Annotated in this window: 14 protein-coding genes; 10 read left to right on the forward strand and 4 right to left on the reverse strand. The window is 75.9% G+C overall.

The window, feature by feature from the left end; all coding sequences use genetic code 11:
• Nucleotides 1-88 precede the first annotated feature (88 nt).
• A complete protein-coding gene (locus ACW69E_RS12600; protein WP_457498277.1) occupies nucleotides 89-916 on the forward strand; it encodes a methyltransferase domain-containing protein in 828 nt (275 codons plus the stop codon).
• On the opposite strand, the gene map is transcribed toward ACW69E_RS12600, so the two are convergent.
• Complete coding sequence (map, locus tag ACW69E_RS12605; RefSeq protein ID WP_457498278.1) at nucleotides 903-1670, reverse strand: type I methionyl aminopeptidase; 768 nt, start codon at nucleotides 1668-1670, stop codon at nucleotides 903-905. The genes ACW69E_RS12600 and map overlap by 14 nt on opposite strands.
• Before the next feature lie 103 nt (nucleotides 1671-1773).
• Here map and ACW69E_RS12610 point away from each other — a divergent pair, with 103 nt between their 5' ends.
• The 4 genes from ACW69E_RS12610 (at nucleotide 1774) to ACW69E_RS12625 (ending at nucleotide 4375) form a co-directional block, all read left to right on the forward strand.
• Nucleotides 1774-2049, forward strand: a complete 276-nt coding sequence (locus ACW69E_RS12610; protein WP_457498279.1) for a helix-turn-helix domain-containing protein — start codon at nucleotides 1774-1776, stop codon at nucleotides 2047-2049.
• Between the two features lie 211 nt (nucleotides 2050-2260).
• Nucleotides 2261-2866, forward strand: a complete 606-nt coding sequence (locus ACW69E_RS12615) for a TetR/AcrR family transcriptional regulator (protein ID WP_457498280.1) — start codon at nucleotides 2261-2263, stop codon at nucleotides 2864-2866.
• Between the two features lie 11 nt (nucleotides 2867-2877).
• Nucleotides 2878-3759, forward strand: a complete 882-nt coding sequence (locus ACW69E_RS12620) for an alpha/beta fold hydrolase (RefSeq protein ID WP_457498281.1) — start codon at nucleotides 2878-2880, stop codon at nucleotides 3757-3759.
• A 97-nt stretch (nucleotides 3760-3856) separates the two neighbouring features.
• Entirely contained in the window at nucleotides 3857-4375 is a 519-nt protein-coding gene (locus ACW69E_RS12625; RefSeq protein ID WP_457498323.1) for a GNAT family N-acetyltransferase, read from the forward strand.
• On the opposite strand, the gene ACW69E_RS12630 is transcribed toward ACW69E_RS12625, so the two are convergent.
• From ACW69E_RS12630 to ACW69E_RS12640, 3 genes are read right to left on the reverse strand one after another with little or no spacing between them, the layout of a single operon-like run.
• Complete coding sequence (locus tag ACW69E_RS12630; protein ID WP_457498282.1) at nucleotides 4359-7142, reverse strand: multicopper oxidase domain-containing protein; 2784 nt, start codon at nucleotides 7140-7142, stop codon at nucleotides 4359-4361. The two genes, ACW69E_RS12625 and ACW69E_RS12630, sit on opposite strands and share 17 nt — an antisense overlap.
• Complete coding sequence (locus ACW69E_RS12635; RefSeq protein ID WP_457498283.1) at nucleotides 7139-8362, reverse strand: hypothetical protein; 1224 nt, start codon at nucleotides 8360-8362, stop codon at nucleotides 7139-7141. Before ACW69E_RS12635 ends, ACW69E_RS12630 begins: the two co-directional genes overlap by 4 nt.
• Nucleotides 8359-9087, reverse strand: coding sequence for a helix-turn-helix transcriptional regulator (locus ACW69E_RS12640; RefSeq protein ID WP_457498284.1), 729 nt, complete (start codon nucleotides 9085-9087; stop codon nucleotides 8359-8361). Before ACW69E_RS12640 ends, ACW69E_RS12635 begins: the two co-directional genes overlap by 4 nt.
• A 68-nt stretch (nucleotides 9088-9155) precedes the next feature.
• Between ACW69E_RS12640 and ACW69E_RS12645 the strand changes: the two genes are divergently transcribed.
• From ACW69E_RS12645 to ACW69E_RS12665, 5 genes are all read left to right on the forward strand, one after another.
• A complete protein-coding gene (locus ACW69E_RS12645; RefSeq protein WP_457498285.1) occupies nucleotides 9156-9977 on the forward strand; it encodes a DUF2249 domain-containing protein in 822 nt (273 codons plus the stop codon).
• A 167-nt stretch (nucleotides 9978-10144) separates the two neighbouring features.
• Nucleotides 10145-11593 carry a multicopper oxidase domain-containing protein gene (locus ACW69E_RS12650; RefSeq protein WP_457498286.1) on the forward strand — a complete coding sequence of 483 codons (1449 nt, stop codon included), beginning with the start codon at nucleotides 10145-10147 and terminating at the stop codon, nucleotides 11591-11593.
• Nucleotides 11590-12036 carry a CopD family protein gene (locus ACW69E_RS12655; RefSeq protein ID WP_457498287.1) on the forward strand — a complete coding sequence of 149 codons (447 nt, stop codon included), beginning with the start codon at nucleotides 11590-11592 and terminating at the stop codon, nucleotides 12034-12036. The genes ACW69E_RS12650 and ACW69E_RS12655 overlap by 4 nt, the downstream gene beginning before the upstream one ends.
• 351 nt (nucleotides 12037-12387) lie before the next feature.
• A complete protein-coding gene (locus tag ACW69E_RS12660) occupies nucleotides 12388-13548 on the forward strand; it encodes a nitrate/nitrite transporter (RefSeq protein WP_457498324.1) in 1161 nt (386 codons plus the stop codon).
• A 45-nt stretch (nucleotides 13549-13593) separates the two neighbouring features.
• Nucleotides 13594-14067, forward strand: a complete 474-nt coding sequence (locus tag ACW69E_RS12665; protein WP_457498288.1) for a hemerythrin domain-containing protein — start codon at nucleotides 13594-13596, stop codon at nucleotides 14065-14067.
• Nucleotides 14068-14186: the final 119 nt, after the last annotated feature.

Below are 14186 nucleotides of genomic sequence, written 5' to 3' on the forward strand. Positions count from 1 at the left end.
CGCCGGGGCAATACATCGGCAGGGGATTGGTACGGACCACAACTCCGGTATGCGGTCGCCGAGTCGGCGCCCGGGTTAGGCTCTGCGCATGTCCGGGGCAGCGCAGAGGTTCGACTCGTCCATGGCCGCCTGGCGGCAGTGGCAGCAGGCCCCCTGGGGGCGCCTGCGCTTCGCCCTCGCCGAGGCCAACCTCCTGCGCCATCTGGACGGACTCGGCGACGGCCCCCTGCGGATCCTGGACCTGGCCGGGGGAGACGGCGGCGACGCCGTCCGGCTCGCGGCCCGCGGCCACCGCGTGACCCTGGTGGACCTCGCCCCCGGGATGCTGGCCGCCGCCGGGGAGCGCGCGGAGGCGGCCGGAGTGGCCGACCGCGTCACCCGCGTCCGGGCCCGTGTCGAGGAGTTGCCGCGGGAGATCGCCTCGGGCGGCTGGGACGTCGTGCTGTGCCACAACGTCCTCCAGTACGCGCGGGATTCGGACGCGGCGGAGGAGATGCTGGCGGCGGCCGTGGCGCCGCTGCGGGAGGGCGGCGTGCTGTCGGTGATGGCCGTCAACCGCCACTCCGCCCCGCTGGTCGCGGCCGTACGCGGACTGGACCCGGCCGCCGCGCTGGCGGCCCTCGACCGGGACCGCGCCGAGGGCCGCACCTTCGGCACCGCCATGACGCTGTACACCGCCGAGGAGATCGCCTCCCGGCTGGAGGACCTGGGCTGCCCGGGGGCCGCGCACTACGGCATCCGCAGCGTCAGCGACTACATCACCGACGACGAGCGCAAGCACGACCCGGCCTTCTACGCCGACCTGGAACGGCTGGAACTCGCGCTCACCGACCGGCCCGCCCACCGGCACACCGCCCGCCTCTTCCAGCTGATCACCCGCCGGGGGCCCGGCGCGGGCCCGGTCAGGGCAGGGTGAGGATGCGCGGGCCCTCCTCGGTGACCGCCACGGTGTGCTCGATGTGGGCGGCCCGGCTGCCGTCTGCGGTGCGCAGCGTCCAGCCGTCGGTGTCGGTGCGGTAGGCGTCGCTCCCGCCGGCCATCAGCATCGGCTCGATGGCGAGGACCACTCCGTGGCGCAGGGGGAAACCGCGCCCGGGGCGCCCGCGGTTGGGCACGTGGGGGTCCTCGTGCATGCGGCGGCCGATGCCGTGGCCGCCGAAGTCCCGGGGCATGCCGCAGCGGGCCGCCTCGGCGACTGAGCCGATGGCGTGCGAGATGTCGCCGATCCGGTTTCCGGCGGTGGCCGCGGCGATGCCCGCCTCGAGCGCCTCCCCGGTGGCCTTGACCAGTTCCAGGTCGGCGGGCCGGGGAGTGCCCACGATGAAGCTGACGGCGGCGTCACCGGTCCAGCCGTCGAGTTCCGCGCCGCAGTCGACGCTGACCAGGTCGCCGTCGCGCAGCCGGTAGCCGTCGGGGACGCCGTGCACGATCGCGTCGTTGACGGATACGCAGACCACCGCCGGGAACGGGGTGGGCGCGAAGGAGGGCCGGTAGCCCAGGAAGGGTGAGCGCGCCCCCGCCTCGGCCAGGACGGCGCGCGCCGCCTCGTCCAGCTCCCGCAGGGACACTCCGACGCCCGCCGCGTCCCGGGCGGCCGCGAGGGCCCGGGCGACGACGCGCCCGGCCTCCCGCATGGCCTCCAGTGCCGCGTCGGTCTTGATCTCCACCATGGTCCACCGCTCCTCGTCCGTGTCGGGCCGCCCGCGCCGGGCCGGGGCGCATCGCGCCAGGCCGATGCGAACCAATTCTTATACCGGTATTAGTATCACGGTCATGGTGAGAACTCCTCTGACCCCGTGGGAGCGGCAGCGCGGGGAGCGGCTCGGCGCGCTGCTGCGCGAAGCGCGCGGCGGACGCAGCATGGTGGAGGTCGCGGCGGCGGCCGGGGTGTCGGCGGAGACGCTGCGGAAGATCGAGACCGGGCGGGCGCCGACCCCGGCGTTCTTCACCGTGGCGGCCCTGGCGGCCGCGCTGGGGATCTCCCTGGACGAACTGGCCGCCGTCTGCGCCCAAGGTGGCGACGACGGCGAGCGTGCGCTGACGGCGTAGCGCCTTCCCGCTCCCTCCCTCTCGGCCGGTCCCGGGCGGGGCCGCTGCTCGCGCCGCCGCCGAACCGGGTGCGGGAGCCGCGTTCGGCCGGTCGGTGCCCACGGGGTCTTCGGGTGAACGCGGCGGTTTGCTTGCGCCCCGCCGGGAGCGGCGTCCTGTGGCGCGAGAAGCGAGACGAGACGTACCGTCTCGGATGTGCTACGGTCCGGTCATGCCCAAGCAACCGATGGCCGCCCGGCGCAGCGCGGCCTCCCGCGCCGCGATCCTGGAAGCGGCCTTCGAACTGGTCGGAGAGGTCGGCTACGGCAGGCTCGGCATCGAGGCGATCGCCTCGCGTGCCGGAGTCGGCAAGCAGACGATCTACCGGTGGTGGCCCTCCAAGGGCGCGGTGCTGTTCGAGGCGATCCTCGTGCGCAGCTTCGGCGACGGCGAGGAGCCGGTGCCGCTGCCCGACACCGGTGATCTGGAGGCGGACCTGCGCACCGTCCTGCGGGCCACCGCGCTGGAGCTCGCCAGTCCCGAGGTGGACCGTCCGCTGCGGGCGCTGACGGTCGCGATGGTCGAGGACGAGGCTCTGGCCGAGGAACACCGCATCCGCGTGGAGCAGCCCACCCGGGAGGCCAAGCGGGCCCGGCTGCGCTCCGCACAGCGCGCGGGTCAGCTCCCGGCCTCACTGGACCTGGACATCGCCGTCGACGCGATCTTCGCGCCGATGGCGCAGCGGTGGCTGACCCGCAGCGGGCCGCTGACCGAGGAGTACGCCGACGCGCTGCTGGAGACCGCGCTCAACGGCCTGCGGCACCACGGCCCGAACTGAAGGGGGAACACATGGAGACCTTCGTCGAAGCGGGGGACGGCTACCGACTGTGGGTCGAGACCGCCGGAGAGGACGACCTGCCACCGCTGCTGCTCATCATGGGCGCCGGAGCGAGCGGCCTGGGATGGCCCGACGCGCTCGTGTCCCGGCTGGCGCGGCACCACCGCGTCATCCGCTACGACCACCGCGACACCGGCCGCTCCACCCGCGCCTTCCACGAACGGCCCTACGCCGTGCGCGATCTCGCCGATGACGCCGTGGCGGTGCTGGACGCGCTGTCCGTCGACCGGGCGTACGTGGCGGGGATGTCGATGGGCGGCTACCTGGTCCAGTTGCTGCTCCTGGACCACCCGCGGCGACTGCTCGGCGCCGCGCTGTGGGGCACCTCCGTGCTGGGCGGCGCGCGCCCCGACCCGGAGATCCCCGACGAGGACCTGCCCGGCCCCGACCCACGCCTGCTCACGATGTGGGAGCAGATGGGGCAGGAGCGCGACCAGGAGGCCGAACTGGAGTGGCGGGTGGAGCACTGGCGCCTTCTCAACGGCGGCGTACTGCCCTTCGACGCCGAGGAGTTCCGCGATCTGGAGCGCCGGGTCGCCGCCCACAGCGGTACCTGGGCCACGTCGTCCGCACACGCGCTGGCCGACCAGTCCGGCATGGAACGGGGAGCGGAACTGGCGCGGGTGACGGTCCCGACCCTGGTCGTCGACGCACCCGAGGACCCGGTCACACCCCCGCCGCACGCGGCCCGGCTGGCCTGTGCGATCCCCTCCGCGCGGCTGGTCACCGTCCCCGGGCTCGGGCACGCGCTCGCAAGCGCGGCCGTGCCGCCGCTGGCCGACGCGATCCTCGCCCACACCCGCTCCGCCGGCGCGGGCGGCCGTACGCCCTGACCACCGGCCGCGCGGGGCCCGGTCCCCGACCGGGGGGGCCGGGTGGGGCGGGTCAGGGCGGAAAACGGGAGGACGCGGACGGACCGCGCCGGTGAGGATGGGGCACGTGGACACCGAACGCCGAGAACTCTGGGACATCGCGCCCCTGCACGTCGGGCATCCCGAGGCCGCGGCCCTGCTGCGCGCGTACTACGAGGACATCGTCGGCCGCTACCACGGCCGCCGCGCCACGGAGGAGGAGGTCGACGCGGCGCTCGCCGAGGAGCCCAGCGACGATCTCACCCCTCCCACCGGCCACTTCCTGGTGGGCCGGTGGCAGGGACGGCCCGCCGGATGCGCCGGCCTGCGCGTACTGGACGCGCGGACCGCCGAGCTGACCCGCCTCTTCGTGCTCCCCGGCGCGCGGGGGACGGGCGGAGGCGCGCGGCTGCTGGCGGCGGCCGAGCGCGCCGCCGCCGAGGTGCTGGGCGCGCGGGTGGTCCGCCTGGACACCCGCGCCGATCTGGTCGAGGCCCGCGCCCTGTACGCGCGCGGCGGTTACGCCGAGATCCCCGACTACAACGGCGGGAAGTACGCCGACCACTGGTTCGAGAAGCGGCTCAGTCCGTCACCCTGAAGGCCCCCTTCGCGCCGCGTTCGGCGTCGCTCATGATGTGCGAGACGAACGGATAGGTGCCGGCCTCGGGGAAGGTCAGCTCCACGAACCCGCCCGAGGCCGGGGCCAGATCCAGCACCTGCGCGCCGCCGCTGCCCGGATCGTCCGGACGCAGCCGGTAGGCGCCCTCCTGGTGGACGGTGTCGAACTGGCCGCCGACGACGTGGAAGGCGCTCGGACGGTTCGGCCCGGCCGCCAGCACCCAGATCCGTACCCGCTCGCCGGTGCGGACGGCCGGCGGGTCGTGGGCGTACTGGTTCGCGTAGCCGTTGAAGACCACGGCGTCGGGCCGCAGGGCCGCCAACTTGTCCGCGTCGGCCGTGCCGCCCTGCCCGCCCAGGTACAGATCGGACTGGACGAGCAGGAACTCCCGGTCGGCCTGGGGCAGTCGTGGTGGGTCGATCACCACGGCCCCGTACATGCCGTTGGCGATGTGCAGCGACATCGGCATCGTGGAGCAGTGGTACATCCACACCCCGCTGCGCTCGGCGGTGAACCGGTAGGTCAGCGACTGGCCGGGTTCGATGGTGCGCATCGGCCGGTCGGGGGCCAGCGCCCCGGCGTGGAAGTCGACGCTGTGGCCGATCGACCCGTCGTTGACCAGGGTGATCTCGAAGGTGTCGCCGACCCGGCCGCGCAGGGTCGGGCCCGGCGCGGTGCCGCCGAAGGTCCACATCCGCTGCCGCACCCCGGGGGCGACCTCGCGCACGGTCTCGCGCACCGTCAGGGTCCGGCGGTGGACGCGCGGCCCGGAGCCGCCGGCGGCGGGCGGCAGCACGGCGTCACGGGCGGTGAAGCCGGGGGCGGGCTCGGCCATGGGGTCGAACGCCGAGGCGGCGGACTCCTCGCCGGCGCCGCCCCGTTCGCCGTGCTCCCCGTGCTCCCCGTGTTCCGAGGGGCCCGCGGGCCCCTCGGAATCCCGCGGGTCGGCCGCAGTGCCGCCACCGCTGTCGCCGGTGACCCGTACGCCGAACACCATGCCCATCCGCCGGTGCCCCACCACCGAGCACCAGCCCTCCAGATCGCGGTCGACGACCCCGGCGTCCAGCGTCTCCCGCTCGCCGGGGGCGAGCCGGCCGGTGCGGGCGCCGGACTCCAGCACCAGATCGTGGCCGTCGTCGCCCTCGTTGCGCACCTCGATCACCAGGCGGTTCCCGGCGGGCACCTCCACGGAGGCCGGGTGGAACCGCATCCCGCGCATCACCACCTCCACGGTGGTGGTCCCACCGGTGGCCCGCACACCTGCGTCCGTCGCGCCGTCCGCCGTGCCCGAGGCGGCACGGGGCAGGGCCGGCAGGGAGCGCACATCCGCCGCGCCGCCCACCGCGACCGCCAGCACCACCGCCGCCAGCCCCGCGGCGACGCCGCCCAGGACGCGGTACGGGCGGGCCCCTCCGCCCGGCTTCCCGGACGGTTGCGCGGGCGGCCGTGCGGGAGGGGCCGAGGCCCCGCCCCGGCGGGCCCGCAGGCCGCCCGCGACGGTGCGGACCAGCAGCACCAGGAAGGCGACCAGCACACCCAGCAGCAGCACCGAGCCCACCACCCGGACCACCGAGGGCACCGGCAGCAGGCACAGCGCCAGCGCGGCGTTGCCCGCGGCCAGCCGGAAGGGCCAGCCCCGCTCCAGCGCGGCGGAGGCGGCCCGTACGGCGGCCGGCCCGCCGCCGAGCACGACCGGCACCAGGAAGGTCAGCGCGCCCAGCAGGGTCTGGGCGATCCACCCGGCGGCCAGCGGCGCGGTCAGGGCCGGCACCCGCGCCGCCGCCTGCGGCCAGGAGGACGAGGTCAGCAGGACCCAGGCCAGGCCCGCCAGCGAACCGAGCAGCCACACCCCGCCCGCCGCCACCGACCAGGTGGCGAAGGAGTGCGGCGCCTTCGTCCGCGCCTCGCGCGTCCAGGGCACGCCCGCCACCGCCCACCCGGCGGCGTAGGCGGCGACCCCGGCGGCGGCCAGGGGCGGCGGGCCGGCGAGCACGGCGGCGACGGCCGCGCCGAGCCCGGCGAGCAGTACGGGCAGGGCGCGCCGGCCCGCGCGCTCCGCGCCGTCCGCCACCTTGGTGCGCAGCATCGTGGGCCACAGGGTGATCAGCGTCCCGGCCACGGTCAGGCCCACCCAGCCCAGCAGATTGACCAGTTGATGGGCCGTCAGCAGCCGTGCGTGGAGGCCGCCGGACAGATCGCCGCGTGCCATGACCACGCCCAGCGCGGCCCCCGCGGGCAGCAGACAGGCGGCGGCCACGTAGTAGCGAACGGTCATGGTGAAACGGCCGGGCAGGGCGCGGCGCGTCAGCCGCACCAGCCACACCGCGTGGGCCGTCACCGCGCCCGCCACGGCCGTCCCGCCCGCCAGGACGGCCGGCCACACCCCGGCGGCCATCCCGCCGATCACGGCGGCGGCGCCGGCGTTGAGGCAGACCAGCCGCCATGCGGCCGGGGCCCCGCGGTTCGCCTCCGGCAGCCGCAGCACCGAGGCGGCGAAGTGCCCCGACCAGACGACGATCGCGTTGCTCACCGCACCGAGCAGCAGCAGATGGGCCATCAGCCAGCGGGCGGACGGCAGGAAGTGGTGCCCGGCCGCCGCGGCGGCGAACAGCGTCAGCCACAGCGCCACCACCGCGTTCGCGCCCAGGTGCCAGGAGGCGCGCGGTGAGCGCCCGGTTCTCCCGGCAGGCGAGCCGCCGGAGGGGCCGGGGGAGGGGGAGCCGGGAGGAGGGGAGAGGAGCGTCACCGGGAGACCTCCGGGGCGGAGGGGGTGGACGGGGAGGTCTGGGTGGACGGACTGGGCGAGCCGGGCCCGGCGGCCCGGGGAGTTCCGGCCCGGGAAGCACCGGTCCGGGAACGGCGGGCGGCGGCCACCGACGAGGACACCGCCACCGCCGCGAACAGCAGCACGGCGGCGATGTTGAGGGCCCCGCCCAGCCGCCAGGCCCACTCCACACCCCGCAGGTCGCCCACCAGGACCCGCAGGGCCAGCGAGAGGTGCAGCAGCCAGGCCGGTGCGGCGAGTGCGGGGTGGTAGGGGAGGGGGCGGCGCAGCACCGCGGGCAGGATCACCGGGGCGTGCGCCATGATCATCGACAGCACGAAGCCCAGGAAGACGCAGTGCACCACCGCGTCGTACCGCGCCCCGCCGGCGATCGGCCCGTACACCAGCCACAGCGCTCCGGCCAGCCCCAGCCAGGCGTAACCGGCCAGCAGGCAGGCGGCGCCGAAGCGGGGCAGCCCGGTGGAGCGCAGCGTCCGGCGGGCGACGTCGTACGCGGTGAGCCAGCCGACCAGGGCCAGCAGCGCGGCCCCCAGCAGCAGGGTGCCGGCGGCGGGCCACAGCAGGGCGGCGACGGCTCCGGTGAGCACGGCGCCGGAGCAGGCGAGGAAGGAGTGTTCGGCGCGGGGCGGCAGCAGCCCCACCCGGGACAGCTCCAGCCGCTCCCCGGCGATGGTCAGCACCAGGAAGGCGGCCAGCCAGGGCAGCAGCCGGGGCACGTCGAGTCCCCCGAGCCACAGCAGCGCGGCGCCCAGCGCGGCCACCGCGCCCGCGGCCTGCACGGCCAGAGCCGGGCCGGGCTGCCGCCGCCACAGCCGGACGTACACCGCGAGCAGGACGGCGGCGCCGGAGGCGAGCAGCAGCCCGCCCGGACGGAGTCCGCCGGGCGCGATCACCAGCAGGCCGCCCGCGCCCAGGCAGGCGGGGGAGAGGTACCCCCAGCGGGCGCCCAGGGCGACCGCCCGCTCCAGCGACACCAGCGCCCCGGCGAAGCCGAGCACCAGCAACACGCCGTGCACGCGCGGCAGTCGGTCGGCGTCGACGGGGGCGGGCAGGCCGAGCAGCAGCAGGGCGGCGTCGAGCCCGGCGAGCAGGGCCAGCCCGGCCGGCAGCAGCAGGACGGCGCGGCGGGCGCCCGTGCGCCGGGCCGCGGCGGCGGCCGGGACCGCTCCAGGGCCGGTCACCGGTCCCCTCCGGTGGTGTCGTCCTTCGACGGTCCGTGCGGTTCGGCGCCCAGGCTCAGCCGGCAGGCGTCCGGTTCGGCGAAGGGGTGCAGCGCCACCCGCTCCGCGTCCCCGCCCAGGGCGGCCAGCCCCGCCCTGACCAGGCCCTCGTGGACGGCGCAGACCACGCCGGGGTACTCGCGGGCGGCCTCGACGAAGGGGCAGCGCGGCAACCGCACCTCGCGGGCCGTCCCGCCGGGCCCGTCCGGCTGCGGGGCGAAGCCGATCTCCTCCAGCAGCACCAGCACCCTTGCGCGCGCCTCCCCGGGATCGCGCGCGGGCTCCTGCCCGGCGAGCAGGGCGCGGCCCCACTCCTCCCCGGCGGCCAGGGCATCGGCGCGCGGGTCGGGGCTGGTGCGGGCGATCCGCGCGGCGAGGACGGTGGCCAGCCCGGCGTACTCACGCACGGCGGACTGCTGCGGCGCCCGGGCCCGGTAGAGCCAGGCGGGCCGGCCCCGGCCGGCGGCCGGGGCCCGCTCGCGGTCGGCCAGACGGGCGTCGACCAGGGCGTCGAGGTGCTCGCGGACGGTGTTGGAGTGCAGTCCGCACTCCGCCGCGAGGCCGGCGGCCGTGACCGGCTGCGTCCGGCCGCGCAGATGCTGCAGGACCGCCCTGCGCTGCCGGGAGACCGGCGGACGGTCGTCCGAGCCGCCGCCCGGCAGTGGACCCTTATTTCTCACGGACATGTCCGTAGTATATTGCTCGCGCCGGCCCCGGACGACCCGGTGGGCCGCCCACCTTCGGGAGGAAAGCCATGAGCACTCTCACCCTCGCCTCCGACCCCCGGGATGCCGCGGCCGTCGAAGCCGTCGAGGCCCACCACGCGCAGCTCGCCGGCCAGTTGGCCGGACGCGTCGCGATGCTGCTGGACGCGGCCGACCGCGACCCGGCCGCCACCGGCCGTGCCCGCGCGGGCCTGGTCGCCTTCTGCGACCGCGAACTCCTCCCGCACGCCGCCGCCGAGGAGTCCGCCCTCTACCCCGCCGCGCACCGCACCGACGAGGCCCGGCTGCTGGTCGACGGCATGCTCGCCGAGCACCGCAGGATCGGAGCGCTCGTCGACGCACTGCGCGCCCCGCTCACCCCGGCCCGCGCGGCGGCCGACGCCCGGGCGCTCCAGGTCCTCTTCGAGGAGCACCTGGACAAGGAGAACGCCCTGGTGCTGCCGCTGATCGCCGCCGCGCCCGACGTCTCCCTGGCCGAGATGCTCGCCGGAATGCACGAACTGCTCGGCGGCCACGAGGAGTCCGGCCACGAGGAGTCCGGCCACGAAGAGCCGGGCGGGACGGGCCGGGGCGGCGAGGAGGGCGGCTGCGGCGGGGGCTGCGCCTGCGGGGAGACGGACGCAGGTGAGGCGCCCGAACTGGACGTGCGCGAGGTCCCGCACGCCATCCGCCACGCCACGGTCTTCGGAGCGCTCGAGGCCGTTCCCGAGGGACGGTCCATGGTGCTGGTCGCGCCGCACGACCCGCTGCCCCTGCTGGCCCAGATCGAGCAGCGCACCGGCGGCGCCTTCGCGGTGGAGTACCTGGAGCGCGGCCCGCGTGCCTGGCGTCTGCGCCTCACCCACCGCTGACGCGGCCGCCCCCGGTCCGGGCCCGGGACCCCCGGGTCCGGACCGGGGGCCGAAAGTCCCGGCGCGGGGGACCTTCGCCGCCCGAACGCCGGCACGCCCCGGAACGACAATCGGCCTCGATGTCCCGATCATCCGCCGCGACCGCGACGGGACCCTGAGGAGCGCACGTGACCACCCCACCCCCGGCAGAGGCGGCAGACGCCCCGCCACCGGGCACCCCCGGCCCGTCCACCCAGGCCGACCGGCCGCCCGGACCCCGCGGCGGACCCCCGCCCACGAGCACCTCGCGGCGGGCGCCCCTGTTCGGAGCCGCGGCCGGCGTCCTGCTGACCGTGCTGGCCGTACTGGTGGCCGGGACACCGGGCGGCGGGGCGGAGGCGGCGGGCGGCGGGGCGGAGGCGGCGGGCGGCGGGGGCGCCGGCACCGCCGCCTCCGGGACGCGCACCGTGCGCGTGGAGCTGAAGGCCATGCGGGTCAGCCCCGCCACCGTCGAGGTCCCCTCCGGCACCCGCCTGGTCCTGGAGGTCGTCAACCGGGATGCCATGCGGCACGACCTGCGTGTGGAGGACGGTCCCGCCACCCCGATGCTGGCGGAGGGCGACACCCATGTGCTGGACGTCGGACCGGTCACCGCGAGCCGTGAGGCGTGGTGCACCGTGGCCGGACACCGCGCCGCGGGCATGAGCATGCGCATCGCCGTACGGGAGGGCGGCACCGGGGGCACCGGCGGGGAGGAGGAGCACGGGGGACACGCCCCGGCCGCAGGTTTCTCGCCCGGCTGGTCCTCCCGCCCGGCCGCGCTGCCGCCCGCCGGCCCGGGCCGAACCCACCGGGTGACCCTGCGCACGGTGGAGAAGGACATCGAGGTCGCCCCCGGGGTGCGGCAGCGGATGTGGACCTTCGGCGGCACCGCGCCGGGCCCGACCCTGCGCGGCCGGGTCGGCGACACCTTCGAGATCACCCTGGTCAACGACGGGTCGATCGGCCACAGCGTCGACTTCCACGCCGGGGCGCTGGCCCCCGACCGGCCGATGCGCACCATCGAACCCGGCCAGTCGCTGACCTACCGGTTCACCGCCGAGCGGGCGGGCGCCTGGCTGTACCACTGCGGCACCGCGCCGATGCTCCAGCACATCGCCAACGGCATGTACGGGGCCGTGGTCATCGATCCTCCCGGCCTGCCCGAGGCCGACCGGGAGTACCTGCTGGTGACCTCCCAGCTCTACCTGGGCACCCCCGGCGGCGAGGAGCAGGTGGCGAAGATGCGCGCCAACCGCCCGGACGCCTGGGCCTTCAACGGGGTGGCCGGCCAGTACGCCGAGGAGCCCCTGACCGCGAAGGCCGGGGAGCGGGTCCGCTTCTGGGCGGTCGCGGCCGGGCCTGGCGACGGGGTCGCCTTCCACGTGGTGGGCACCGTCTTCGACACCGTCTACAAGGAGGGCGCCCACCTGCTGCGTCCGGACGATCCCGGAGGGGCCCAGGTGCTCGATCTGGCCCCGGCGCAGGGCGGTTTCGCCGAGACGGTGTTCCCCGAGGCCGGCCGCTACCCGTTCGTCGACCACGACATGCGCCGTGCCGAGGCCGGCGCCCACGGAGTGGTGGAGGTGAGGAGGTGAACGGGGTGGACGCCTGGGCCCTCGTACGCTTCGCCCACGTCATCGGGGCCGCGCTGTGGGTCGGCGGGCAACTGACCCTGTCGCTGGTGATCCTGCCGCTGGCCCGCCGGATGCCGGCCCCCGAGGCCCGGGGGCGGTTCGTCCGGGAGGCCGGACGCCGCTTCGGGAAGCTCACCGGGATGGTGTTCCTGCCCCTCCAGCTGACCAGCGGGGTGGCGATGGCCTGGCACAAGGGGGTGACCTGGGCCTCGCTGGCCGAGCCCGGCTACGGGCGGACCCTGGCCGCCAAACTGGCCCTGTTCACCGCCGTGATGGCCGTCGCCGCGCTGCACGGGCGGGCCCACTCGCGGGGCCGCCCGGAGCTGGCCCGCGCCCTGGCGGTCGCCTCCCTGGTGGGCTCCCTGGGAGTGGTGCTCCTGGCCGCGGCCCTGCCCGTCACCTGATGGACGCCGCGCCGCGGGGGCGGGTGCCGCGGGGGCGCGCCGGGCGGCCCCGGGAAGGGGAGACCAATGGTCCCTCGCGGGACCTCTTGGTCCCTTACGGCCGGACAGGGGTGTGAAGACCCTTGAGGTGCGGGCATGGCACCGGCCGCTCAGGGCACCTGGGCACACACCGCCGGTTTTGGCCCGCGACACGGAGTCACCATCGAGCCGGTTGAGGACGACATGACCACACTGCCGTACGGAACGGATACGGAAACCACCATGGACCGTGAGCCGCGTGGGACGACCGCGCCCGCCCGTCCGACCGCCGAGGGGGCCGGCGCCGACGAGGCCGCGAAGCGGCGTCTGCTGATGCTGACCGTCGCCACCCTCGGCTTCGCCCTGAACTTCTGGGCCTGGGCGCTGCTGAGCCCGCTGGGGCCCCGCTTCCAGGAGATCCTGGAGCTGTCCTCCTTCGAGCAGTCGCTGATCGTCGCGGTGCCGGTGATCGTCGGCTCGGTGGGCCGTATCCCGGTGGGCGCGCTCACCGACCGGTTCGGTGGCCGGGTGATGTTCCCGCTGGTCTCCGCCGCGACCATCGTCCCCGTCCTCTATCTGGGTCTGTCCGGCCACACCTCCCTGGCGGGACTGCTGGTCGGCGGCTTCTTCCTCGGCATCGGCGGCACCGCCTTCGCCATCGGCGTGCCGTTCGTCAACGCCTGGTTCCCGCCCGAGCGCCGCGGCCTGGCGGTCGGGATCTTCGGCGCGGGCATGGGCGGCACCGCCATCAGCGCCCTGACCACGGTCCAGCTCGTCAAGGACCACGGCACCGCCACCCCGTTCGTGATCACCGCCGTCGCCCTCGCCCTCTACGCGGTGCTGGCCTACGCCGTGCTGCGCGACGCCCCCGGCCGCACCGTGCCCTCCCAGCCCCTGCTGCGCCGGCTGGCCGCCACCGCCCGTCTGGAAATCACCTGGCAGGCGTCGGCGCTGTACGCGGTGGCGTTCGGCGGCTACGTCGCCTTCTCGGTCTACCTGCCGGTCTACCTCAGGACCGCCTACGGCCTGGAGCAGACGGACGCGGCCAACCGGATGGCCGGATTCGTAGTGCTGGCGGTGCTGATGCGCCCGATCGGCGGATGGCTGTCGGACCGCTTCGGCCCGGTACGCGTCCTGGCCGCCTCCCTGGCGGTGGTGGTCGTCGGGGCCGTGATGCAGTCCTTCACCCTGGAACTGGCCCCGCAGGGCACCGTGGCCTTCCTGTCCATGGCCGTCGCCCTGGGCGCCGGCAGCGGCGCGACCTTCGCCCTGGTCTCGCTGGCCGCCCCGGCGGACAAGGTCGGCTCGGTCACCGGTGTGGTGGGCGCCGCGGGGGGACTGGGCGGATTCCTGCCGCCGCTGGTGATGGGCGCGGTCCACGGAGCCACCGGCTCCTACGCCATCGGCCTGGCGCTGCTGGCCCTGGTCGCCGCGGCGGCCCTGGTCTTCACCCTCACCGGGGTGCGGCGGGCCGTGGAGCGGCACAACGCCTGACGGCACAACGCCTGCCCGCCCGGAGGACGAGAGGAAGGAGGAGACATGTGCGAGTACTGCGGCTGCCAGTCCCTGGAAGCCATCGAGGAGCTGACCCGTGAACACGACACGGTCGTCAACATGATCGGCGAGGTGCGTGCGGCCCGAAGCGACGGCGACGTCCCCCGGATGGCACAGGCCGCCCGGAACATCGCAGCGGTCCTCGGCCCGCACACCGAGGTCGAGGAGCACGGCCTCTTCCCCGCGATGAGGCAGGAGTTCCCCGACCACATCGCGGCGCTGGAGGACGAGCACCGGCGCATCGAGTCGGTGCTGGCCGAGGCCGAGGGCGGCACACCGGCCGACCCGGACTGGCCGCGGCGTCTGTGGGAGGCCCTGGAGACGCTGCGCGAGCACATCCTCAAGGAGCAGGACGGCGTCTTCCCCGCCGCCCTGTCCGTCCTGGACACCGAGGACTGGGAGGCGGTCGCCGCCGTCCGCGGCCGCGCCGGATCGGGGAAGCCCGCCGCCGCGGCCTGACCGCGCGAACGCGCCGGTGAACGATCGGAAACCGTTCCGAACGGCCCGTGTGAGATCTTGTTTCCCGGGTAATCAACGTGCCAGCACCGGCGCGGGGCGGGGATCGTGTCCACTCGGAA

The organism is Streptomyces sp. SS8 (genome assembly GCF_054072955.1).